Origin of the sequence: Paraliobacillus sp. PM-2 (genome assembly GCF_001368815.1) — a bacterium.
Lineage (GTDB): Bacteria > Bacillota > Bacilli > Bacillales > Amphibacillaceae > Paraliobacillus.
Map to the genome: position 1 here is coordinate 1,266,657 of NZ_CTEI01000001.1, position 20,935 is coordinate 1,287,591.

General features: G+C 33.5%; 24 protein-coding genes and 1 other annotated feature. Of the genes, 12 read left to right on the plus strand and 12 right to left on the minus strand.

Features of this window, described 5'->3' with window-relative positions; genetic code table 11:
• Window positions 1-58: 58 nt before the first annotated feature.
• The gene (locus tag BN1058_RS06085; protein WP_090854345.1) at window positions 59-1,723 is read right to left on the minus strand and encodes a peptide ABC transporter substrate-binding protein; all 1,665 of its coding nucleotides are present in this window, start codon (window positions 1,721-1,723) and stop codon (window positions 59-61) included.
• Between the two features lie 339 nt (window positions 1,724-2,062).
• Between BN1058_RS06085 and BN1058_RS14600 the strand changes: the two genes are divergently transcribed.
• Both BN1058_RS14600 and trpS read left to right on the plus strand, forming a co-directional pair.
• Window positions 2,063-2,380, plus strand: coding sequence for a DUF3899 domain-containing protein (locus BN1058_RS14600; protein WP_369688251.1), 318 nt, complete (start codon window positions 2,063-2,065; stop codon window positions 2,378-2,380).
• A 42-nt stretch (window positions 2,381-2,422) separates the two neighbouring features.
• Window positions 2,423-2,627: a binding site (T-box leader), on the plus strand.
• A gap of 81 nt (window positions 2,628-2,708) precedes the next feature.
• Complete coding sequence (gene trpS / locus BN1058_RS06095) at window positions 2,709-3,704, plus strand: tryptophan--tRNA ligase (protein ID WP_090854351.1); 996 nt, start codon at window positions 2,709-2,711, stop codon at window positions 3,702-3,704.
• A 42-nt stretch (window positions 3,705-3,746) separates the two neighbouring features.
• Here the strand turns inward: trpS and BN1058_RS06100 are convergent, their stop codons facing one another.
• From BN1058_RS06100 to BN1058_RS06125, 5 genes are all read right to left on the minus strand, one after another.
• A complete protein-coding gene (locus BN1058_RS06100; RefSeq protein WP_090854354.1) occupies window positions 3,747-4,514 on the minus strand; it encodes a DUF3603 family protein in 768 nt (255 codons plus the stop codon).
• 467 nt (window positions 4,515-4,981) lie between these two features.
• On the minus strand, window positions 4,982-6,220 hold the full coding sequence (fabF, locus tag BN1058_RS06110; RefSeq protein ID WP_090854360.1) for a beta-ketoacyl-ACP synthase II: 1,239 nt from the start codon (window positions 6,218-6,220) through the stop codon (window positions 4,982-4,984).
• A gap of 68 nt (window positions 6,221-6,288) precedes the next feature.
• Window positions 6,289-7,224 (minus strand): beta-ketoacyl-ACP synthase III, encoded by a 936-nt coding sequence (locus BN1058_RS06115; RefSeq protein ID WP_090854363.1) that lies wholly within the window; start codon window positions 7,222-7,224, stop codon window positions 6,289-6,291.
• A 171-nt stretch (window positions 7,225-7,395) separates the two neighbouring features.
• On the minus strand, window positions 7,396-8,352 hold the full coding sequence (locus tag BN1058_RS06120; protein ID WP_255307008.1) for a BMP family ABC transporter substrate-binding protein: 957 nt from the start codon (window positions 8,350-8,352) through the stop codon (window positions 7,396-7,398).
• A 96-nt stretch (window positions 8,353-8,448) separates the two neighbouring features.
• Window positions 8,449-9,081, minus strand: coding sequence for a hypothetical protein (locus tag BN1058_RS06125; RefSeq protein WP_090854366.1), 633 nt, complete (start codon window positions 9,079-9,081; stop codon window positions 8,449-8,451).
• Window positions 9,082-9,282: 201 nt separating this feature from the next.
• On the opposite strand from BN1058_RS06125, the gene BN1058_RS06130 reads away from it, so the two are divergent.
• The gene (locus BN1058_RS06130; RefSeq protein ID WP_090854369.1) at window positions 9,283-9,474 is read left to right on the plus strand and encodes a DUF2929 family protein; all 192 of its coding nucleotides are present in this window, start codon (window positions 9,283-9,285) and stop codon (window positions 9,472-9,474) included.
• Window positions 9,475-9,525: 51 nt separating this feature from the next.
• Here the strand turns inward: BN1058_RS06130 and BN1058_RS06135 are convergent, their stop codons facing one another.
• Window positions 9,526-9,864 (minus strand): hypothetical protein, encoded by a 339-nt coding sequence (locus tag BN1058_RS06135; RefSeq protein ID WP_090854373.1) that lies wholly within the window; start codon window positions 9,862-9,864, stop codon window positions 9,526-9,528.
• 121 nt (window positions 9,865-9,985) lie between these two features.
• Here BN1058_RS06135 and BN1058_RS06140 point away from each other — a divergent pair, with 121 nt between their 5' ends.
• Genes BN1058_RS06140 through BN1058_RS06150 form a run of 3 tightly spaced genes read left to right on the plus strand, consistent with a single transcriptional unit; the run spans window position 9,986 to window position 12,307 of the window.
• Entirely contained in the window at window positions 9,986-10,804 is an 819-nt protein-coding gene (locus BN1058_RS06140; protein WP_090854376.1) for an undecaprenyl-diphosphate phosphatase, read from the plus strand.
• Window positions 10,805-10,855: 51 nt separating this feature from the next.
• On the plus strand, window positions 10,856-11,557 hold the full coding sequence (locus BN1058_RS06145) for a Crp/Fnr family transcriptional regulator (RefSeq protein WP_090854379.1): 702 nt from the start codon (window positions 10,856-10,858) through the stop codon (window positions 11,555-11,557).
• A gap of 54 nt (window positions 11,558-11,611) precedes the next feature.
• The gene (locus tag BN1058_RS06150; protein ID WP_090854382.1) at window positions 11,612-12,307 is read left to right on the plus strand and encodes a Crp/Fnr family transcriptional regulator; all 696 of its coding nucleotides are present in this window, start codon (window positions 11,612-11,614) and stop codon (window positions 12,305-12,307) included.
• Window positions 12,308-12,379: 72 nt separating this feature from the next.
• On the opposite strand, the gene BN1058_RS06155 is transcribed toward BN1058_RS06150, so the two are convergent.
• Window positions 12,380-12,691 carry a metal-sulfur cluster assembly factor gene (locus BN1058_RS06155; protein ID WP_090854385.1) on the minus strand — a complete coding sequence of 104 codons (312 nt, stop codon included), beginning with the start codon at window positions 12,689-12,691 and terminating at the stop codon, window positions 12,380-12,382.
• Window positions 12,692-12,774: 83 nt separating this feature from the next.
• A complete protein-coding gene (locus BN1058_RS06160; RefSeq protein ID WP_090854387.1) occupies window positions 12,775-13,539 on the minus strand; it encodes an alpha/beta fold hydrolase in 765 nt (254 codons plus the stop codon).
• A gap of 159 nt (window positions 13,540-13,698) precedes the next feature.
• On the opposite strand from BN1058_RS06160, the gene BN1058_RS06165 reads away from it, so the two are divergent.
• The 3 genes from BN1058_RS06165 to BN1058_RS06175 all read left to right on the plus strand — a co-directional run bounded on the left by BN1058_RS06165 (window position 13,699) and on the right by BN1058_RS06175 (window position 14,985).
• Complete coding sequence (locus BN1058_RS06165; protein WP_090854390.1) at window positions 13,699-14,532, plus strand: Cof-type HAD-IIB family hydrolase; 834 nt, start codon at window positions 13,699-13,701, stop codon at window positions 14,530-14,532.
• A gap of 123 nt (window positions 14,533-14,655) precedes the next feature.
• Window positions 14,656-14,781, plus strand: a complete 126-nt coding sequence (locus tag BN1058_RS06170) for a competence protein (RefSeq protein ID WP_090854393.1) — start codon at window positions 14,656-14,658, stop codon at window positions 14,779-14,781.
• A 12-nt stretch (window positions 14,782-14,793) separates the two neighbouring features.
• A complete protein-coding gene (locus BN1058_RS06175; RefSeq protein ID WP_090854396.1) occupies window positions 14,794-14,985 on the plus strand; it encodes a DUF3813 domain-containing protein in 192 nt (63 codons plus the stop codon).
• Window positions 14,986-15,072: 87 nt separating this feature from the next.
• Here BN1058_RS06175 and BN1058_RS06180 read toward each other — a convergent pair whose 3' ends face one another.
• The gene (locus tag BN1058_RS06180; protein ID WP_090854399.1) at window positions 15,073-16,662 is read right to left on the minus strand and encodes a diguanylate cyclase; all 1,590 of its coding nucleotides are present in this window, start codon (window positions 16,660-16,662) and stop codon (window positions 15,073-15,075) included.
• A gap of 182 nt (window positions 16,663-16,844) precedes the next feature.
• Between BN1058_RS06180 and BN1058_RS06185 the strand changes: the two genes are divergently transcribed.
• Complete coding sequence (locus BN1058_RS06185) at window positions 16,845-17,108, plus strand: NifU N-terminal domain-containing protein (protein ID WP_090854402.1); 264 nt, start codon at window positions 16,845-16,847, stop codon at window positions 17,106-17,108.
• Between the two features lie 61 nt (window positions 17,109-17,169).
• On the opposite strand, the gene BN1058_RS06190 is transcribed toward BN1058_RS06185, so the two are convergent.
• Window positions 17,170-18,018: a YitT family protein gene (locus BN1058_RS06190; RefSeq protein WP_090854406.1), complete on the minus strand. Its 849-nt coding sequence runs from the start codon at window positions 18,016-18,018 to the stop codon at window positions 17,170-17,172.
• Between the two features lie 199 nt (window positions 18,019-18,217).
• On the opposite strand from BN1058_RS06190, the gene BN1058_RS06195 reads away from it, so the two are divergent.
• Window positions 18,218-19,078 (plus strand): DegV family protein, encoded by an 861-nt coding sequence (locus BN1058_RS06195; protein WP_090854409.1) that lies wholly within the window; start codon window positions 18,218-18,220, stop codon window positions 19,076-19,078.
• Window positions 19,079-19,294: 216 nt separating this feature from the next.
• The gene (locus BN1058_RS06200) at window positions 19,295-20,164 is read left to right on the plus strand and encodes an SDR family oxidoreductase (protein ID WP_090854412.1); all 870 of its coding nucleotides are present in this window, start codon (window positions 19,295-19,297) and stop codon (window positions 20,162-20,164) included.
• 114 nt (window positions 20,165-20,278) lie between these two features.
• On the opposite strand, the gene BN1058_RS06205 is transcribed toward BN1058_RS06200, so the two are convergent.
• A complete protein-coding gene (locus tag BN1058_RS06205; protein WP_090854415.1) occupies window positions 20,279-20,656 on the minus strand; it encodes a YisL family protein in 378 nt (125 codons plus the stop codon).
• Between the last annotated feature and the right edge of the window lie 279 nt (window positions 20,657-20,935).

Below are 20,935 nucleotides of genomic sequence, written 5' to 3' on the forward strand. Positions count from 1 at the left end.
CCGATAAGGCAGTACACTCTCTTACCAAGATCCAATCCTGGCCCCAATTAGCTTCTATCTACTCTTCAATGTATGCATGTTTATACGTGAAGTCAGCACCCATTGGGTTGAAGATAACACCTTTTACAGACGGTCTCCATAAGTATGCACGAGAACGTTGATACAACGGAGCAATTCCAGCATCTTCCATTAACACTTTTTCTGCTTTTAGGAAGTTTTCGTAACGTTTAACTGGTTCCGTCAAAAGTTCATTGTTAGCTTCAGAAATTAGGGTATCATATTCTTCACTATCATAATTATTTGTCATATATGGTGAAGTAGATGTCCACATTTCTAACCATGTATTTGGATCTAAGTAGTCAGGACCCCAACCAGAGTTTTGAATATCATATTCACCTTTCTCATTACGTGAAATACGCTCTTCAAATGGTACAGATACAACTTCTACTGTAAGACCTTCTAAAGTCTCTTCTAGTTGGTCTTTAATATAAGCGTCCATTTCTTGTGCAACATCACTGTCACCACCAAGATAACCTAACTCTACAGAATCTACACCTAGTTCTTCTAAGCCTTTAGCCCAAAATTCTTTGGCAGCTTCTTTATCTTCAGTAATTAGATCACCATTAATTTCACGGAAATCTTCCCCAGTTTCTGGGTGAGATGTGAAGTTTTCTGGAACTGCGCCAGTAGCAGGAATAGATCCATTTGCTAAAATTACATCAACTAGATCTTGTTTACCAATTGACATCGCAATCGCTTTACGTACATTTTTATTTGCAAGCGCTTCATTCGCTTGGTTAAGCTTTAAATAGAACAATGTTGGCTCAGCCAATGTTTTATAATCTTCTGTACCTGCATATTTTTCAACATATTCAGCTGACAAACCAGCGCGATCTACTTCGCCAGTATTATATAAGTTAACTGCTGTACTTCTTTCTTTTACAACACTTACATTAATTTTTTCTAATTGAACTTTCTCTGCATCCCAATAATCTTCATTTTTCACAAGTGTCCATTGTTCAGGGTTTTCACCAGTTGGATCCCACTCTATTAATACAAAAGGACCATTGTAAAGTAGATTATCAGAATTCAACGCATATTCTTCACCTTTTTCAGTAACAAACGCTTCATTAAGTGGTAAGAATGTACCGAAAGTTAAAAGACTATGGAAATATGGTATTGGTTTTTCAAGTGTGATGTGTAACTCTGTGTCACTAACAGCCTCTACACCGAGTTCTTCTACATCCGCTTTATTATTATTAATTGCTTCTGCGTTTTTTAACACGCCGTTCATCATAAACGGACCATATTCGGAACCAGTAGCTGGATCTACTGCACGTCTCCAAGCAAACACGAAATCATGCGCTGTGACAGGATCACCGTTTGACCAGACAGCGTCATCACGTAGTTGGATTGTCCACTCTGTTCCATCTTCACTAATTTCAGGCTCACCTGCTGCGATAGCTGGTTGTGGTTGAGCATTTTCATCTAAACGATACAGCCCTTCCATTGTTTCACCTAAAAATTGAAATGCAACAGCATCAGTAGCTTGTGATGAGTCCATTGTAGGAATTTGTGCACTTTCTAGTATATTTAATACTTGTTCTGGTGCACCACCTTCTGTACCTTCACCATCATCTGATGATGTATCATCACCACAAGCAGCTAGGAACAGTGTTAACACTAGTCCGAAAACCAGTAATAGCCAATTTGACTTTCTCATTGTAATAATGACCTCCCCTAAGTTTTTAATTTTCTAAATATTTTGCAGATATAGTATCCACAAAAAGAATTATACAATTTTTCTAACAATTTTGCATTATTTTTTTATATAAGTTTTAAACAAACAGGTCTAAAGTACTATATAGTGTTAATTTTTTATTCAAAATTAGTTCTAATTACCTATTTAATTTGATTGTTTTACACAAGAGTTACTCTTATCAATCGTTCTATGATTTGTTATCTGCTTTATGCTATACTACTCTCTAGTTAATCGGATAAAGGACGTGAGTATTTGCGACAATTAAATAGACAACTATTTCTTATTTTCATTCAGCTTGTCTTGGTATTTGCGCTCTCAGCAATAATTAACAACAGTATTGTATTATTACATATAATAAACACGCTTTTCTATCTTGTCATATTGTATATCTCTCTCTGGTTAATATTGATAACTGTTAAAGGTGGTTTTTTTGATGGCCTTACATACGGTTTCCAGAAAGTAGGAGGGAGTATCTTTAGAAGAATCAACAAGATTGAATGGGAAGACAAACCATTGCCTTCTGAGCGTATCAATATTACTCTAGTGCCATTCTTTCGGTTTCAAGCAGTTACACTTGCTTGTGTCATGCTGCTTCTATTGATTTTTTATTACGTATAGAGGTTGCATGTCAATAATGATTTTATTATAATTTAAATAAATATTTTGACGTTGATTAGGCTTAGGATTTATTCCCTCTGGTTTATAAGAGAATCTGTATTGCTGAGAGCAGATACCAAGGAATAATGAAATTGGGGCTTAGGAGTCGTAGTTAAAAAAACTACCGTATAACAGGCGTTAACTGTAATTGAGTGATCTCATATTCCTGAGATAAGAAGGGTGGCACCACGATATTATCGTCCCTTTCTTTTGGAATATGTTTTTTTATTTTTAGCTCATATCTAGTTAGTTGGAACAAATTATACAATAAAGAGGATGATGATGACACATGAAAACAATTTTTTCAGGTATTCAGCCAAGTGGCTCTTTAACACTTGGGAACTATTTAGGAGCATTAAAGCATTTTGTTGACCTTCAAAACGATCATGATTGTTATTTTTGTATCGTAGATGAGCATGCAATTACAGTGCCACAAGAACGATTGAAATTGCGTAACCATATTCGTTCACTTGCTGCGCTTTATCTGGCTGTTGGTATCGATCCAGACAAATCTACCTTATTTATTCAATCGGAAGTACCTGCACACACGCAATTAGGGTGGATGATGCAAACGATAAGTTATATTGGTGAACTCGAACGAATGACACAGTTTAAAGATAAATCAACAGGTAAAGAAGCTGTATCTTCTGCACTTTTAACTTATCCACCTCTTATGGCATCAGATATCTTGCTTTATAATACTGATATTGTTCCGGTAGGTGAAGATCAAAAACAGCATTTAGAGTTAACAAAAACATTAGCACAACGTTTTAATAATAAATATAATGACATTTTTACTATCCCTGAAATTAGTGTGCCAAAAGTTGGTGCACGAATAATGTCATTACAAGAACCTACAAAAAAAATGAGTAAGTCTGATGAAAACCAAAAGGCTTCTATTTTTATATTAGACGAACCAAAGCAAATTGAGAAGAAAATAAAGAGTGCTGTGACTGATTCCGAAGGTATTGTTACATATGATAAAGAAAATAAACCGGGAATTAGTAACTTATTAACGATTCATGCAAGTTGTACTGGAGAAAGTATTGAAACGTTAGAACAAAAATACAAAAATGCCGGTTATGGTACATTTAAGAAAGAAACGGCCCAAGTCTTACTTGAATTATTAGAACCTGTTCAAAAACGCTACCACGAACTCATTCAATCACCTGAATTGGATGATATTTTAGATCACGGTGCGGACAAAGCAGCTTTTAAAGCGAATAAAACATTAGCTAAAGCAAAAAAAGCAATGGGATTAGGTCGAGTAAAAAAGAAAAAATAACCATGTGAAAAGTCATTCCCTAACTATTTGGGAATGACTTTTTTATAATATTCGTTTATACGTGTGCTTATAGCCATTGTCTCTTTCTAATTCCCACATTTGTTCAAAAAACGGTTGACCTTTAACCATTTTTTTACATATATTTTCGTGTTGTGCAGACCAACCTTTCAGAAGTGAGTAATATAGTTGATTCCATGCCTCTGAGAAGGTTAATTTTCTAATGGACCGATATTGATTCGGCGCCCATTCTGTTAACCAATACTTTACCTCTTGTGGATTTTCTGTTTGTTTTAGTTGGTCGAGCATCATCATTAATAATTGTTTCAAGTGTCTTTCTCTTCTTGTTAATCCCACCATCACCTCTGGAGGTAATGATAGAATATGATAGGCTTTCTCTATTGATTCGTTTTCTAAAACAAATTGATAGTCTTTATATTCTTTAACTAAATCGAACACTAGTCTTTCTTGTCTAGGTATTAAACGACTCTTTCTAATTGGTATCTGATATCCCATCGTATCAAAAGCTAATGCAGCTTTGCCATCTGTTACAATAGTTGCATATTCGACTGGGATTCTATCTTGATTTTTCCGAAGGTACGTCCGGTTTTTTATTTGTTCGAGTAATTTTTTCGGTAGATCTGTTAAATCATTTTCAATTTGATTAAAAAGTTCTGGATTAACATAATTAACTGGAACTTGATCTAAAATTTCAATACCATCATATTTACGCCATTCATGAAACGCACAAACATTGTAGCCATTTTCTTCCCCTTCAAACCAATTTACCCATACATCATGTAAATACTGCATATATGTACTACCTCACTTCCATTCATCAAACTAAATTGCACCTATATTATTTGACTAAGAGGGTTACGTTTTATTTAGCATTCAGTATGGCCAACTCACGATTTTTTATTCATTTTACTATATGCGACAACTTTGGTATTGTGACAGAAATAATTAAAATTCCTATTAATAAAAGGTAACATTCATTTCTTGATAAGATAAAATAAAAATACTCCATCCAAGTCAAACCTGCTGGAATTAAATTCAAGTATAGGATTATGGTGACGCTTCCTGCTACAGTTAGTCCAAATCCAACTAAAAACATGCATATATAAATCATCACCATTCCCCTTTTTCAAGCTTGTCCTATATTAAATTGTATGAAGAATATGAAAAAGAATACCTTAAGCAAGATAAATAATTTAAAAAACGCATTAAAAATCTCATATAAAAAGAGCTGCCTTTTGATTAGACAACTCTTTCTATCATTATTCATATTTTTTAAAGATTAAGGTTGCATTATGTCCACCGAATCCTAGGGAATTACTTAACGCATAAGAAACATTCATTTTCTTAGCTTCATTTGGAACATAATTCAAATCACAATCTGGATCTTCTGTTTCATAATTTATTGTAGGTGGAACAATGCTATCAGTTATTGATTTAATACATGCAATGGCCTCCACCGCACCAGCAGCACCTAATAAATGACCAGTCATTGACTTCGTAGATGACATAGAAAGATCGTATGCATGATCACCAAACACCGTTTTCACCGACTTTGTCTCAAAAGAGTCATTAAGAGGTGTACTTGTTCCATGCGCATTAATATAGTCAATTTCAGTCACTTCAATTTCAGCATCTTCAAGCGCTTGACGCATAGCTCTTGCAGCACCTTCTCCTTCTGGTGCAGGTGCTGTGATATGGTAAGCATCTGCTGCAGAACCATAGCCTACGATTTCCGCATAAATGGTTGCTCCTCTTGCTTGTGCTGATTCTAATGATTCTAATACTAAAATGCCAGCTCCTTCTCCCATAACAAAGCCATCACGGTTTTTGTCAAATGGACGGCTTGCTGTTTTAGGATCATCATTAAAGGATAAAGCTTTAGCAGTTGAGAACCCAGCGACTGCCATATTGGTTAATGGCGCTTCAGCACCACCTGTAATCATACAATCTGCATCTCCACGTTCAATTACTTTAAAAGCATCACCAATTGAATTTGTTCCGGTCGCACACGCAGTAACCGTACAAGAATTAATCCCTTTTGCTCCTAGTTGAATGGAAATTTGACCGGCAGCCATATCAGGTATTAGCATTGGTACAAAAAATGGACTTACACGGCGATAGCCTTTTTCGTTAAACTTCTTAAATTGCTCTTCATAAGTTGCCAAACCTCCAATACCAGAACCAACCCACACACCTACTCGTGATGCATTTTCGTCATTAATTTCTAGTTTTGCATCTGCTACTGCTATTTTCGCGGCAGCAACTGCATATTGTGTAAATGGATCCATTCTCTTTGCATCTTTTTTATCAATATACTGGGCAGGATCCCAATCTTTTACTTCCGCAGCAACTTTTGCTGGAAAATCATCTTTATTTACTTTTGTAATATAGTCAATACCAGAGTTACCTTCAATTAAGTTTGTCCATAATTGATCAATTGTATTTCCTAATGGGCTAATAGTACCCAAGCCTGTTACTACTACTCTTTTTTTGGTCATATATATCCTCCTCTACATATGAATTTACCATGTTTTTTTGCTTAATCAATAGGAATTTTAAATTTATTTTACTTACCCCATTTTATTCCAACGGCACCCCAAGTCAGTCCGCCACCAAAACCTACTAATACAATAAAATCATCATCTTTTACTTGACCACCTTCTACTGCTTCTGCTAATGCAATTGGAATAGATGCTGATGATGTATTTCCATATTTCTTTACGGACGTTGCCATCTTTTCTACTGGGATATCAAGTTTATTTCTTGCCGCTTCCATAATTCGTATATTTGCTTGATGCGGAATTAAGTAGTCAACATCTTCCTTACTAAGCCCAGCCTTTTTCACTACATTTAGTGATGATTCGGGCATTTGCCTTACAGCAAATTTAAAAACTTCTCTACCATTCATTTGAATAAACTTATCTTCTTGCTGTAGGTACTTACCTCCAGTACCGTCAGCTCCTAATTCAAATGCTTTAATACCACGATCATTGCTTACATTACCTATGACTGCGGCTCCAGCTCCATCACCAAACAAGACACATGTGTTTCGATCTGCCCAGTCTGTAATCTTTGATAGCTTTTCAGCCCCTACAACTAATATATTTTTATACACACCTGAATCAATAAATTGCTTAGCTGTTATTACTCCATACATAAAACCAGCACAAGCTGCACTAATGTCCATTGCAGCTGCTTTATTTGCTCCTAATCGTTCTTGTAACATACATGATACGGTAGGGAAAGATTTATCAGGTGTGACAGTTGCTACTAAAATAAGATCAATATCTTCTGGAATAATTTCTGCATTTTCTATTGCTTGTATAGATGCCTGATAAGCCATATCAGCTGTGTCTATACCATCATCTGCAATACGACGTTCTTCTATTCCGGTTCTTGTACGAATCCACTCATCATTTGTATCTACTATTTTTTCTAAATCTTTATTTGTTACTATTTTTTCTGGAACATATTTTCCTACTCCAGTTATACCTGCACTCATATTATTCAACCCTCTCAATAGGAATTCAACATGATATTTTATATCATATATTAAGACTTGGTACTAATATAATCGAATTTTAGAATTTAATCAAGTCTTGGTATTTTTCTATACAAAGTAATAGTAAAAATTCACGCTACAAACGAAAAAACTAAAGCATTTTGCTTCAGTTTATCTTTCGTTTGGCAACAATCCAGTTTCTTTATATTGCTCTACCTCATATTTAATCGTTTGTTTAAACGTCTGTGGTACGTCAGAACTAAATGTACCAAGAGATATTACTTCATCTTGAAAATCATAAGTGAATATCCCTCCGTTCAATTCTCCATTATTAAATTGTTCAGCGGCTTTAACATATAGCTTGTCCACATGTTGAACAGTACTTGTTAGTACGGTTTTGTCTCCTAAATGTGATTGATCTGTTACAAATCCAATTGCATATTTTTGATCTTGTTGTATTCGCTTAATAATTTCTTGACTGAAGGAATCACCAGCAGGATAAAATACGTCAACACCCTTATTATTCATTGCAGAAAATATTTTAAAAGCACGGTCGACATTATCCCATGAATTAACAAAATTCATGGAGATGGTTGCATCTGGATTTTGATAATTTACTCCTTCATAAAACCCTTCTATTTCAGGTTGCCATTCATAGGCGCCAATAATCCCTATTTGATTCGTTTTAGTCATTTCACCTGCAACCATGCCAGCAAAAAAGCCCATTGCATTTGCATTAAAATGTAAGCTTGTTAGATTTTCACCTTCATAAGCTCCATTAAAATAAACAAAATGAATATCAGGATAAGCATCCTTAATGGTATCAAAATATTTGCCATAAATACTACTATGACCAAAGATCAGATTAACACCTTGATTAATAAATTCGTCTACGGCTTCATTTACTTCAGCTTGTGTCTTAACTTCTTCTTTAAAATAAACATCTACATTGTACTTATCTTTAATTTGTAATAATCCTTGATATCCTTTAGAACCCCAAGTTTGATCGTTAATTGAATGTTCAACAAGCATACCTACTTTATTAATATCTCCATTAGCAGTACAGCCAGTCAATAAAATAACAGAAAAAAATAAGCTAGTAAAATAAATAATAATGATGTTTTTCAATGAATGCACACCCTTATTGATATGATTTCTATTCTTTATTTTACCTTTTCCTTATTAATCAGTAAACGTATAACTGAGTTACAATAACATTACACCTTAATATAATTCACGATTTTGACGAAAATGATCATCTAATTGCTCCAATTCTTCTTCTCTTTCTCTGTTTTTTACTATATATATTATTGATCTATCTTTGCTAGCTCTTTTTTTATTGGCACGTTGTATTTGGATGACAGCTGGTTTTAATCCTGATTTGATGATTTGCATGAGAACATGAACAAAATCATCAACAAATATGGCTTCGCTTCTAAATAATTGAGAATAAAACGGAATTATTTCTTTATTCCAAAATAAACCATTATCATTGCGTGACATCCAATTACCATATAACATTGGGACTTGAATATAAGTAATAGCTTCTGATTTTGTAGAAATTGGAGGAGTAGTATGAATAGAATAACATTCCATATTATCTAATAAATAATCATATAATCGTATTGTATGATCAATCAAAATTAAATTGGTTTGTGTGTACGACATTTTTTTCGTCGGAATTTCTTTGATGTCTTCATAAAAGCTGAAATTCGCATTTCTACCTACTGACATTAGCAAATGATCTTTTTTGTTTGAATCCAACGTATCTATCCCTATAACTTCTTCCCCTCTTGCTAACAAGTAATCAATCATATGATAACCAATCCAGTGAAATGCTCCAGCAATTACATACATTTTAGTTTTCCTCTCCTTACAAAAATGAATTATATTTATCTTAATTTACAGTTTACTTTGTAAACTTTTCGTGTTTTTCTAATTAAACTAGCTAATTTTGCACAATATACAAATAATCCTTTTTCGAAAAAGATTCACTTTATTTTCACGCTAATATTTGGTAAGATAAAAAAAGAAAGTTTTAAATAGAGGTGAAAAACCATGCGTTATCTTGGTATATTAATATGGTCGTTTGCAATTAGCGCGACCATTGGTTATGTATTACTAAGCATGGCTGGAGAAGCATTCAAATTAACACCAGTTCTTGCGTCAACGGTAATATTTACTGTTATTGTCACGATAGTTGGGGACGGTATTATTACGAAACATGATACCAATGAGACAGTCGAATAGTTAGGTAAATACCCCCTTGCCACACCTATTGGTAAGGGGGTATTTTTAAAGTTAATACCAAGGAAGTATACTTAATGCAGTTAATGCAGCTAATGGAAGGACTAGTCGTCTAAAGCGACCTTGACCTGGATACGGACCATAAGGTGGTCTTGGTCCATATGGATACCCTCCATATGGGTAACCCCCATATCCGTATGATGGGATGTATTGTCGAGTATATTCCATTTCTGGCATCGTGTTTGGTATTGCAAGATACACGTTCAACTCATCGACATCTGTTATAATACCATCAATGGTTGATCCGTCTGACGTTTCTAATAATACATAATGATGCATGTGATTTTTACATAAATCATACATTTGGGATGAATGGTGTTGTGGTTGTTTCATCTAAACCCTCCCTTTCTTCATACATAATTTATGCAGATTCAATAACTGATGTGACAAACACACAGATCAAACAATAAAATCACTATGTATAGATAAAAAATATTTATTTGGGGGAGTTACCATGGAGTTTTCAGATTCATTAGCATTATTATTGAAATATATTTTTTTTGGATTTATTCAAGGCTTTACAGAGCCTATTCCCATTTCTTCAAGTGGACATTTAGTTATCGTTCAAAATTTATTTCACTTAAAATTAGAAAACTTATCTTTTGAAATATTAGTTAATTTTGGATCGTTAGTTGCTGTATTGATTATTTATCGCAAAGACATCATTCGCTTAATTCAAAATGGTTTAAATTTCATTGTTAAAAGAGACACAAGCGCAAAAAGTGATTTTAATTTTATTCTATATTTAGTTATTGCCACCATTCCTGCTGGTGTAATTGGTATTCTTTTTGAAGATCAGATTGGTACTTTTTTTAGTGTAACTAAAACGATTGGAATTACATTGATTATTACCGGATTTGCACTTTGGATAATTAGAAATATTCGTGGACGTAAAAATGACGGCGCATTAACGATAAAAGATGCTATTATCATTGGATTAGCACAATCCGTAGCATTAATTCCTGGTATTAGCCGCTCTGGTGCAACGATTGTAGCTGCTATGTTATTAGGGATGAAGCAAGAGACAGCTTTACGATTTTCATTTTTACTTTATATTCCTATTAGTTTAGGAACAATGCTTTTATCATTTGATGATTTATTTACATCTGCATTAAAGACGATGTGGATTCCATATATGTTAGCGTTTATTACAGCAATATTTGCTACTTATTTTTCACTTCGTTGGTTTATGAATATTATGGCTAAAGGAAATTTAAAATATTTTGCGTGGTATTGCTTTATCGTTGGTTTCATTGCTTTTTTATTACTGTAAAAACCTTTTAAAATGAACTTATTAAACCCACTTTGTTAGGAGCTGATATCAATGAGTGAAAACATACAGCTTAAAGGAATGTCCAAAGAGCTTTCATCTGTTTTATCAGCAGTTGATCATCGTATACCTATAAAAAAGAACACTTTCTTATTTCAACAAGGAGAGGAAGTGTCTGAACTATACATTATCTATTCTGGAAAAGTACAAATTGGAAAAATTTCACCTGATGGTCGTGAGCTTACATTGCGCATTTGTGCTAAAAACAATATCGTTGGCGAATTAGCCATTGAAGAAGAGCATGCTAAATATATTCTCAATGCGAAAGTCATGGAAGATGGCGAAGTTGGCGTAATAAAGAAACAAACATTAGAAGAAAAACTTTTAACTGATTCCAAGCTAACGATGGAATTTTTACGGATAATGAACTTAAACTATCGGCGAGATCAAACAAAATTTAGAGACCTTGTCCTTCACGGAAAAAAAGGAGCTTTGTATTCTACTTTAATTCGATTAACAAATAGTTATGGCATAAAAAAAACAGACGGTATTTTAATTAATATTAATCTAACTAATCAAGAATTAGCAAATTTCTGTGGTACTTCACGTGAAAGTGTAAATCGTTTGTTAAATGAATTACGGAGAAATGAAATTATAAAAATAGAAAAGGGCAAAATCACCATATTTAATCTAGATTATTTAAAAGAAGAAATCAATTGCGAAAATTGCCCAATCATCTTATGTACAATTGATTAAAGAAAAGACTATTTAACTGACTGAACAGGCTTATGATGAGGGGAAAGTGATTTTATGTCTGATGATGTTATACATATGCTCAAACTATTTCCATTGTTTAGGGATTTATCAAATGAAGAACTACAATTAATCAAATCACTATTACGATTTAAAAAATATAAAAAAGGCACGCATATATTTATGCAAGAGGAACCATTGTCTTGTATTTATTTCATCAAACAAGGTCGTGTAAAAATTTATAAAAATGACATTAACGGCAGAGTGCAAATAGTAAATATATTAACACAAGGTGAAATGTTTCCCCATCAGGGATTCTTTCGTCATAGCCATTATCCAGCAAATGCTGAAGCAATGGATGAGCTAGAATTATTTTCACTACCAATTACATCATTTGAATCGCTGCTTAGTGAGAAACCCACATTGAGTGTCAAACTAATCTATATACTCGGCAACTTAATTGTTGATTTACAAAATCGTTTAGAAGAACAAATACTTCACAATAGTTTTGAGCAGATTGTTATGTTGTTATTACGATTGGGTGAAAAACACGGCATACCTTCACATGATGATTGGATTATTATTAACCAACCTTTTTCTAATCAAGAATTAGCTAATATGATCGGGTCAAGTCGTGAAACAGTAAGCCGAACGCTATCTCAATTAAAAAAGCAACAGGCGATCAAAAAAGAAGAGACAGGTCTTTTATCCATCCAATCAGATAAATTAGATCAATTGTTATTCGTTGAGTAACTCCTACTCAACTACAATTAACTATCTAATAAAGTAAAAGTCCAAATCAAATGATTTGGACTTTCTAATACTCTAATCTGGAATACCTAATGCTATCTTTGCATATCTCGACATGCGATCTTTACTCCAAGGTGGGTTCCAAACGATATTGACCTGTGTACTTTTCACTTCTGGAATATCTTCCAAGCAACGTTTTACATCTTCCTCAATATGTGCAGCTAATGGACATCCCATCGCTGTCAATGTCATTGTTACAATGGCAGTGCCATCTGCTTCTAAATCTACACCATAGACGAGACCTAGATTGACTATATCTATCCCAAGCTCTGGATCAATGACGTTTTCCAAAGCACCCATTAAATTTTCTTGTAATGCCTCTTCCATCACTTTATACCTCCTTATCACTTACTTATTTTATATTATAAACATAAAAGCTTAGAAATTTAAATGATCTACATCACGTTTTTTTATAATTGCAATTCAAACCAGTCCACTGTCTCAATTGTTGCAAAGCGACTCACTTTATGTCCTCTACCAACTTCTCGTAAGAATCGAATGTTTTCAGGGTTTTTATATAATGATATAACAGACTCATGGAAACTATACGAGTGATCAAACGGAACAACCGGATCCTCCTCACCGTGCCAGAAGAACAATGGCCTTCCAGCTAACACTTCAGGTTGCAAAGATAAATCAAGTTTACTTGATTCTTCTAAAATACTGTTTAATTCTTTTTCAGAAATAGAATCGGTTAGCCCTCGTCTTTTTAACTCCTCAATCAATCGCTTCATGTAGGTTGTTAACTTAGGTGTCCCCATTAGAATTCCCGCTGTTTTAATCCACGGATATTGTGTTATTGCAGCAGCTGTTGTCATCCCTCCCATGCTAGTACCTGCAAGTCCAAACCTTCCATCTTTAATTAAATCTTTTTCATCTAATTTTTGTTTTATTTGCTCAATTTCTATTACATTCTGTTTTATTATTTCAAAAAATTCCATTTGTCTTTTCTCTGTTGTAATATCCCCCTCCCGTTCTCCATGTAGGTGACAATCAGGTAAAATAACACGATAGCCTTTCCCTGCTAATAAATAAGCCAATGGTAAGTTATGTTCCTTTGCACTGGTAAAACCATGAATAAACGTTAAGACAGGAAGTGGTTTATTGATGTGTTCTCCCTCTTCTACTATTAGAACAGGTATGTCATTCCAATACTCCTTATTAATATGTATCATTTGCACAAGTATCCTTTCTAATCTAACAATAATTATGGTATAGTATCATCATATATTTTCCAAGCGATAGATGCAAAAAATTCATAACAAAAACAATAATTTCTTTACAGTGCGACTTTTCTTCTTTACACTATACTTACTAATAAGAGGTGATTTCACATGACAAATAATAGACATCTGATTGCATTAGATCTAGACGGAACATTGCTAACTGATAATAAAGTCATCAGTGAACGAACAAAGCGCATTGTTCTACAAGCAAAAAAGGAAGGACATATTGTTGTAATTGCAACAGGAAGGCCACATCGTGCAAGTATTGACTATTATCATGAATTAGAATTAAATACACCAATGGTTAATTTTAACGGTGCACTTATTCACCATCCAACCGATACAAAATGGCAGGCACTTCATAGTCCACTGCCAGTACGAACTGCGAAAGAAATTATACAAACATGCTATAATCTTGAAGTAAAAAATATAATGGCTGAGGTATCTGACGATGTATATATTGATCGGTATGATGAGGAATTAATGGAAATCTTACATACAAACAAGGAAGATAATCCAATAACAATTGGGTCATTAAAAAATGAATTAAAAGTAGATCCCACTTCCTTATTAATACACCCACGTGAATCTCATATTACTTCTCTAAGAGAACAATTAGATACTGATCATGCAACTGTGATAGAACATCGTAAATGGGGAGCACCGTGGAATGTAATTGAAATTGTTCGAAAAGGCATGAACAAAGCGGTTGGATTAAAACGCATTTCCCATTATTATCACATCCCTCAAGAGAATATCATTGCCTTTGGTGATGAGGATAATGATTTGGAAATGATTGAATATGCTGGTATTGGTGTCGCAATGGGTAATGCGATTGATGAATTAAAACAAATTGCAAATTATGTTACTGACAATAACGAACAAGACGGAATTGGATTATTCTTGGAGAAATACTTGAATTTATCAAGTGAAACAGTATAAATGATTGCATAAAATAAACGGATTATGCTCAAATTAAACTTGTATTCCATTCAATTGGATTACAAGTTTTTTGTTGATGAAGACACATATTCATGTTTTTTGATTACTGTAGGAGGGATAAGCATGACAAAGAAGAGTAAATCTAAACGTTTTACCGCACAAGGTGCCGATGCAGTGAGGAAACATGACGAACGTTTTCCGTACAGAGAACGGTTGGCAGATATGGACAAAGACAAAAACAATTTTTAGGAGAGATAATCGATGGAAAATCGTTTAATCCAGCAAGCAAAACAAGCAATTCAACGTATAACAAATGGTAACACACTATCTAACGAGGATAAGCAAGCAGCTACTAATGCAATCCAATCAGCTTATACAAAAGCTACTCCTGAAGAACAAAAAGAACTTCAAAAGTTGGAGCAACAATTAAGGGATCATCAAGAACTAAGGTAAAATAATCAGTAATTATAGAGGAAAATAGGACATCCCATTGTTCTCCCTTTATCAATAATAAAAAGCGGTATGCATACGTACCGCTTTTTATTTATTAAATAACCGTTGTACTAACCGCTTCATACGAGCCTCTAACTGATCTAAACTAAATGGTTTTGTTATATAATCATCCGCCCCTTTTTCTAGTGCTTTCACCATGTCACTGTTTTTCTGTCGCCCTGTTAGCATAATGATACCAAGTTCTCGTTCATTTACGATTTCTCTAATTTGTTCTAACACATCAAATCCATCCAGGTTTGGCAAGATGCCATCTAGGAGCAGAATTTTTTTATCTCTTCCTTTATACCAATCAGATGCAATAAAGCTCTCACCATCAGAAAAACTCTTCACCTCTATAGTGTATGGTTGCATTTCCAATTCTTCCATTTTATCTTCTAACAATCGTTGAATAAAACGATCATCATCAACAATGGCAATTTTAAGGATTTCCTCTTGTTCGTTTTTTCTATTTTGATTTAGTAATGCATTATATTTTACAATTTGTTTACGTCCATTCTCTTTACCATAGTATAATGCGTGATCTGCTTGTTCAATTAATGTTTCTACATGATCAATATGAATATTCATTTCTGAAACACCAGCTGTAAAGTTTAAAGGTATATGCACTTCGTCAAGTTGATAAGGTGTTTCTTTTAACTTTTCCAACAGCTGCTGTAAATAATTCGCAGTATCAGATTGGTCTAATTCATTGATAATAAGGATAAATTCTTCACCGCCATAGCGGATAAAGTAATCTTCTTTTCGCTTATTATCTAAAATAAAGGAAGAAAAGTGCCTTAACACTTCATCTCCTACCCCATGCCCATATTGGTCATTAATTTGTTTGAAATAATCTAAATCTAAAATAGCAACACAAAACATTTTATCCCATTTCTTATACTTTTTTATTAATTCTTTCCATATATTAGATAAAAAAGTGCGGTTATATGCCTGTGTTAATTCATCAATTAACACGCTATTTCGAAAAAATTGTTGTTGGCGTATACGATTTTGCATTAAGCTTTCTAATAAGTTGTACTGTATTGGTTTTTCTATATAATCTGTAACATCCTCATCATAGGCTTTCATTTTTAAATCAGTATCCTGTTTATTTCCTATTACTATAATAATAATCCCTGATTCTCTAGCTCGTTTCTTTAACCGATGAATGGCTTGAAATGTCATTTCCTGATCATTACTTAAATCCAGTATAAGGATATTAGGATGAAAATCATAAAATAATTGTACTGCTCTTTTTGTATTTGTTGCAAGTAAAACCTCATAATTTTGATTTTCTAATGCCTCTTTCGTTTGACTCAGTGAGCTCACATCATTATCAATAAGTAGTATCCGTTTTCTGTTCGCCAATTTTTGTTCTTGTTCATGAATTAAATTCACAAGAGGTTCAAGGAGTTCACCCCATTCTTTTTTAGTCCAAAACGTTTGATTTATTTTTATTAACTGTCCTATTAAGTACGTGGCCATTTGTGATAAATCTTCTAGCTCCACATAACAAGCTGTATTTTTCATGTTATCTAACATCTCATATAGATCTTGACTTGAAATAATCTCTTGTTGTTTCCATCTATTTAATATCCTTTTTTGACGTTCAATAAAAATTTGCTTATATGTATTCATATAGCTTTCACCTCAGATTCTCATTCGCGATGATACTTACCTTTACTAAGTCGATAGGTTACAAGTACCTTATAAGGTTAATGCATGTCTGATTGTTTATCAATGCTTTTTCACTTTTATATTTAAGACATTTTTGCTAAACTAATAAAAGAACTATTAACATAGGTCTAGGAGGAAATAACATGAGTGTCTTAGTGGAAGCTACACCAAATCCAAATGCAATGAAATTTAGTACCGATTCCATGATTTTTAAAGGGATTAATAGTATATCAGTTATGCCTGGTCAAACAAGTGACTATGCTATCATGAACGACCTAATGAAATTAGAGGAAGTTGATAACGTTTTTGGTTATCAGCACTTTATTACTGTGAATAAAAAAATAAATGCTGAGTGGGACAGCATTATCCCTCAAGTTGAATCCATTATTAATCAATACGGCTACTAAATATTACAATTAAAGAAAAATGTACAAGGCATGCATGCCTTGTACATTTTTTATTCCTATATTAATCATTTTTTCGAAAGAAACCGAAAATACCAGTCGTTTGTACAACATTAGTAAATGCCTTGGGATCAACTTCATATATGATTCGTTCTAGATCATACAGTTCATATCTTGTAATTACTAAGACAAGCATCGCTTTATCTTCTCTTGTGTATGCACCTCGTGCTGGTAGTATTGTAATACCTCGAATCATGGTATCATGTATTGCTCTTTGTAATTCATCCGCTTTTTTGGTGACAATCATTGCAGTTACTTTCTCGTGGCGAGTATGTAATGCATCAATCACACGTGTTGAAACATATAACGCAAGCAATGTGTATAAAGCATTTTCTGGTTCATTTAAATAACCTGCTAATACAATAATTATACCATTAATAATCATAAGGTAACTACCTATAGGTCGGTCTTTCATACGTGATAAAACCATTGCAACAATATCAGAACCGCCTGTGGAAGCACCCCATTTCAATGTAATACCAATTCCTACACCAGCAAGTACTCCACCAAAAACTGCATTTAACATAATATCCTCAGAAAAGCTAATAATCGGTAGTATTTCCAAGAAAGTTGTAGTAACAGCTACAGATAAAAAACTATAAATGGTAAAATGTTTTCCAACTTTAAACCAACCTAGAATAGCAACAGGAATGTTCAATAGCAAGAGCCAAATCCCTGTACTTATGAAATCAACACCTACATATTCCGAAAATATGGTTGATAATAGCTGAGCCATTCCAGTAAACCCACTAGCATAAACATCTGCACTAATCAAGAAAAAGTTTAATGCAATCGCGTTTAATAAAGCTCCAACTATAACGATCACGATTCGCTTCGCTTCAAATAAAAACATCTAGTAACCTCCAATCAGCATTACGATGATAACATATGCCCCTTTTTTTATACATACCCCATCTGTTTACTGGTTAACCTAGCAACAAAATGACGTTATTTTTGCTTTGACGAATACCCTTGCTAACTATAAACTAGAAGTAGTACTTATGCAATGGCTTTGATCTAATTTTTATAATATTACTATGGGGGTGAAAAAATTGGCTGTTCAAATTATAGCAGATTCTGCATGTGATTTATCACAAGAAGATTTTACAACGTATCAAATTGAATCCGTACCTTTAACCGTACAGCTAAAACAGCAGAATTATGAAGATGGAAAAACCATTTCAGCTAAAACTGTCTATGATGAGATGCGTGTTGGGGAGTCGCCAAAAACATCACAAGTTACTCCGCAAGCTTTCCAAATTCTTTTTGAAAAGTATGCGAAAGAAAACACACCTTGTCTTTATCTTGCCTTTTCTTCTGAGTTATCTGGCACCTATCAATCAGCTAAAATTGCTGAAGAAGAAGTTAAAGCGAACTACCCTAATTGGGAAATGACGATTATTGATACAAAATGTGCTTCACTCGGATACGGACTTGTCGTTATTCGTGCTGCTGAGTTAGCTAAACAAGGTGTCTTGCTTAATGAAATTGAGCAAGTAAGTAGATACCACGCTACACACATGGAGCATATCTTTACTGTTGATGATTTAGAATATTTGTATCGTGGTGGTAGGGTTAGCAAATCGGCAGCATTTGTTGGAACATTACTAAAAATTAAACCACTACTTCATGTTCAAGATGGGAAGCTTATCCCACTAGAAAAGATTAGAGGTTCTAAAAAAGTACTAAAACGTATGATAGAAATCATGGAAGAACGTGGGGAAGATCTAACCAACCAACGAATAGGTATTAGCCATGGCGATGCCTATGATACAGCAGCACAGTTAGCTGAAATGATTAGAGAAAGATTTGATGTAAAGGATATTAAGATCAACATGGTGGGGTCAAGTATTGGCGCACATTCCGGTCCCGGTACAATTGCTTTATTTTTCTTAAATGATACCTATCAATAAATTTTATTTGCATTTCCAAGCATAAATTGATTTATTTTTAATTAAATCTATCTAATAATCCAAAGAAAAATGATATCCTTTAAATCTAACTAAAGCCTGTTATAACTTTATAGCAAGCTTTTATTTTTTTATAAAATTTTTTTCGTTTTGCTTACATAATAATTTTTTCATGGGTAAAGGTACTTCTATATACAGATTCAAAAAAGGAGTTTATCTATGAAAACGAATAAAACAACAAAAAAAATTCATCCTAAACAGCAACAAAATCGACAACCTGGACTAGAAATAGATATGGATCCAAAACCAATTTTTGATAACGGGAATTATCAGGGAAGCGGTAAATTAAATAATAAAGTTGCAGTGATTACTGGTGGCGATAGTGGAATAGGAAGAGCTGTTAGTTTGTATTTTGCAAAAGAAGGCGCAAATATCGCAATCATTTATTATGACGAGCATCAAGATGCCGAAGAAACAAAGAAAAAAATAGAAAAAGAGGGAGCTTCCTGTTTACTAATTAGTGGTGATATTGCTGATTCGACATTTTGTAAAAATGCTGTTGAACAAGTCATAAAAAAGTTTAAATCAATTGATGTTCTCGTTAACAATGCTGCTGTACAGTATCCACAAAAAGATATTACACTTATATCAGATGAACAGCTTGAACGAACATTTCGTGTGAATATATTCTCTTATTTCTATATGATCAAAATGTGTCTTCCCTATATGAAAGAAGGAAGTACGATTATTAATTCGTCTTCCATTACTGCCTATAAGGGAAATGCGAATTTAATTGATTACTCTAGTACAAAAGGAGCAATTACCACATTAACACGGTCACTATCACAATCACTTTTATCCAAACAAATTAGAGTGAATTCGGTTGTACCTGGTCCTGTATGGACACCTCTTATTCCCTCATCTTTTGATGAAACGACAGTAAGTGAATTCGGTTCAGATAATCCAATGCATCGGCCTGCTCAACCCTATGAACTAGCACCAGCTTATGTTTTTTTAGCAAGTAATGATTCTAGCTATGTTACTGGTCAAACTTTGCACGTTAACGGAGGTGTAATTGTTAATAGTTAGCCTCCTTGGGCAAACAAAAACACCTTCTACACCATAAAAAGCATATTACTCAAAAAATGAGCAATATGCTTTTTAATTTAGGTTTTGTTTTACCTTAAAAAGAAAAAACAATCATTATAATGGTAGCAATCCCCATGGAAGGCGACCAAAGCCTAATGCTAGCACGATGGCTAATGCAACTGCTAATTGTACAAAAAAACCTTTTATTGGCTTACCTTTTACAAAGCGAATGAGCAATAGTTCCAGACAAACAATAACCCATAATCCAGCAGCAACTTTAATCACTGTTTCCGCAGCAAATTCACTAAAGGTTCCTGATTGAACATAACCAACTAATAAATCACCTCCAGAATAAAGAATCAATAAGTACATTAATCTTGTAATCATATGTGTTATTTTAGCTTTCTTATGTTTATTTGCCTTATAAAAGTAATAAGATATTGTAAATAGAATAAGTGCCACTACCCATGATGTAATGTGTAAATGTATCATTTTATTCCTCCTTAAAAGTAAGTTCTCATTTATTAACTTATAATACTATAATGTATTTTAACGTTTATTCAGTAATTTTGCCATTTATATTACTTGCTTTCATATACCTTTTGCTAAAATATATACCCGTTTATTTTGATATAGCCAAAATACAATTATATTAAACATAAAAATTATACTTCAAATGTGTTAACCTACATATTTGGATATTAGCTAACATATGATAATTAGTCCAAGTCATTCTATTCTTTGGTCCTCCTCCCTTTATCTTTCGACACA

Coding starts and splice junctions, on each gene's coding strand:
- BN1058_RS06085 (WP_090854345.1), bottom strand. CDS start 1,723: ATGAGAAAGTCAAATTGGCTATTACTGGTTTTCGGACTAGTGTTAACA.
- trpS (WP_090854351.1), top strand. CDS start 2,709: ATGAAAACAATTTTTTCAGGTATTCAGCCAAGTGGCTCTTTAACACTT.
- BN1058_RS06100 (WP_090854354.1), bottom strand. CDS start 4,514: ATGCAGTATTTACATGATGTATGGGTAAATTGGTTTGAAGGGGAAGAA.
- fabF (WP_090854360.1), bottom strand. CDS start 6,220: ATGACCAAAAAAAGAGTAGTAGTAACAGGCTTGGGTACTATTAGCCCA.
- BN1058_RS06115 (WP_090854363.1), bottom strand. CDS start 7,224: ATGAGTGCAGGTATAACTGGAGTAGGAAAATATGTTCCAGAAAAAATA.
- BN1058_RS06125 (WP_090854366.1), bottom strand. CDS start 9,081: ATGTATGTAATTGCTGGAGCATTTCACTGGATTGGTTATCATATGATT.
- BN1058_RS06130 (WP_090854369.1), top strand. CDS start 9,283: ATGCGTTATCTTGGTATATTAATATGGTCGTTTGCAATTAGCGCGACC.
- BN1058_RS06135 (WP_090854373.1), bottom strand. CDS start 9,864: ATGAAACAACCACAACACCATTCATCCCAAATGTATGATTTATGTAAA.
- BN1058_RS06140 (WP_090854376.1), top strand. CDS start 9,986: ATGGAGTTTTCAGATTCATTAGCATTATTATTGAAATATATTTTTTTT.
- BN1058_RS06145 (WP_090854379.1), top strand. CDS start 10,856: ATGAGTGAAAACATACAGCTTAAAGGAATGTCCAAAGAGCTTTCATCT.
- BN1058_RS06150 (WP_090854382.1), top strand. CDS start 11,612: ATGTCTGATGATGTTATACATATGCTCAAACTATTTCCATTGTTTAGG.
- BN1058_RS06155 (WP_090854385.1), bottom strand. CDS start 12,691: ATGGAAGAGGCATTACAAGAAAATTTAATGGGTGCTTTGGAAAACGTC.
- BN1058_RS06160 (WP_090854387.1), bottom strand. CDS start 13,539: ATGATACATATTAATAAGGAGTATTGGAATGACATACCTGTTCTAATA.
- BN1058_RS06165 (WP_090854390.1), top strand. CDS start 13,699: ATGACAAATAATAGACATCTGATTGCATTAGATCTAGACGGAACATTG.
- BN1058_RS06170 (WP_090854393.1), top strand. CDS start 14,656: ATGACAAAGAAGAGTAAATCTAAACGTTTTACCGCACAAGGTGCCGAT.
- BN1058_RS06175 (WP_090854396.1), top strand. CDS start 14,794: ATGGAAAATCGTTTAATCCAGCAAGCAAAACAAGCAATTCAACGTATA.
- BN1058_RS06180 (WP_090854399.1), bottom strand. CDS start 16,662: ATGAATACATATAAGCAAATTTTTATTGAACGTCAAAAAAGGATATTA.
- BN1058_RS06185 (WP_090854402.1), top strand. CDS start 16,845: ATGAGTGTCTTAGTGGAAGCTACACCAAATCCAAATGCAATGAAATTT.
- BN1058_RS06190 (WP_090854406.1), bottom strand. CDS start 18,018: ATGTTTTTATTTGAAGCGAAGCGAATCGTGATCGTTATAGTTGGAGCT.
- BN1058_RS06200 (WP_090854412.1), top strand. CDS start 19,295: ATGAAAACGAATAAAACAACAAAAAAAATTCATCCTAAACAGCAACAA.
- BN1058_RS06205 (WP_090854415.1), bottom strand. CDS start 20,656: ATGATACATTTACACATTACATCATGGGTAGTGGCACTTATTCTATTT.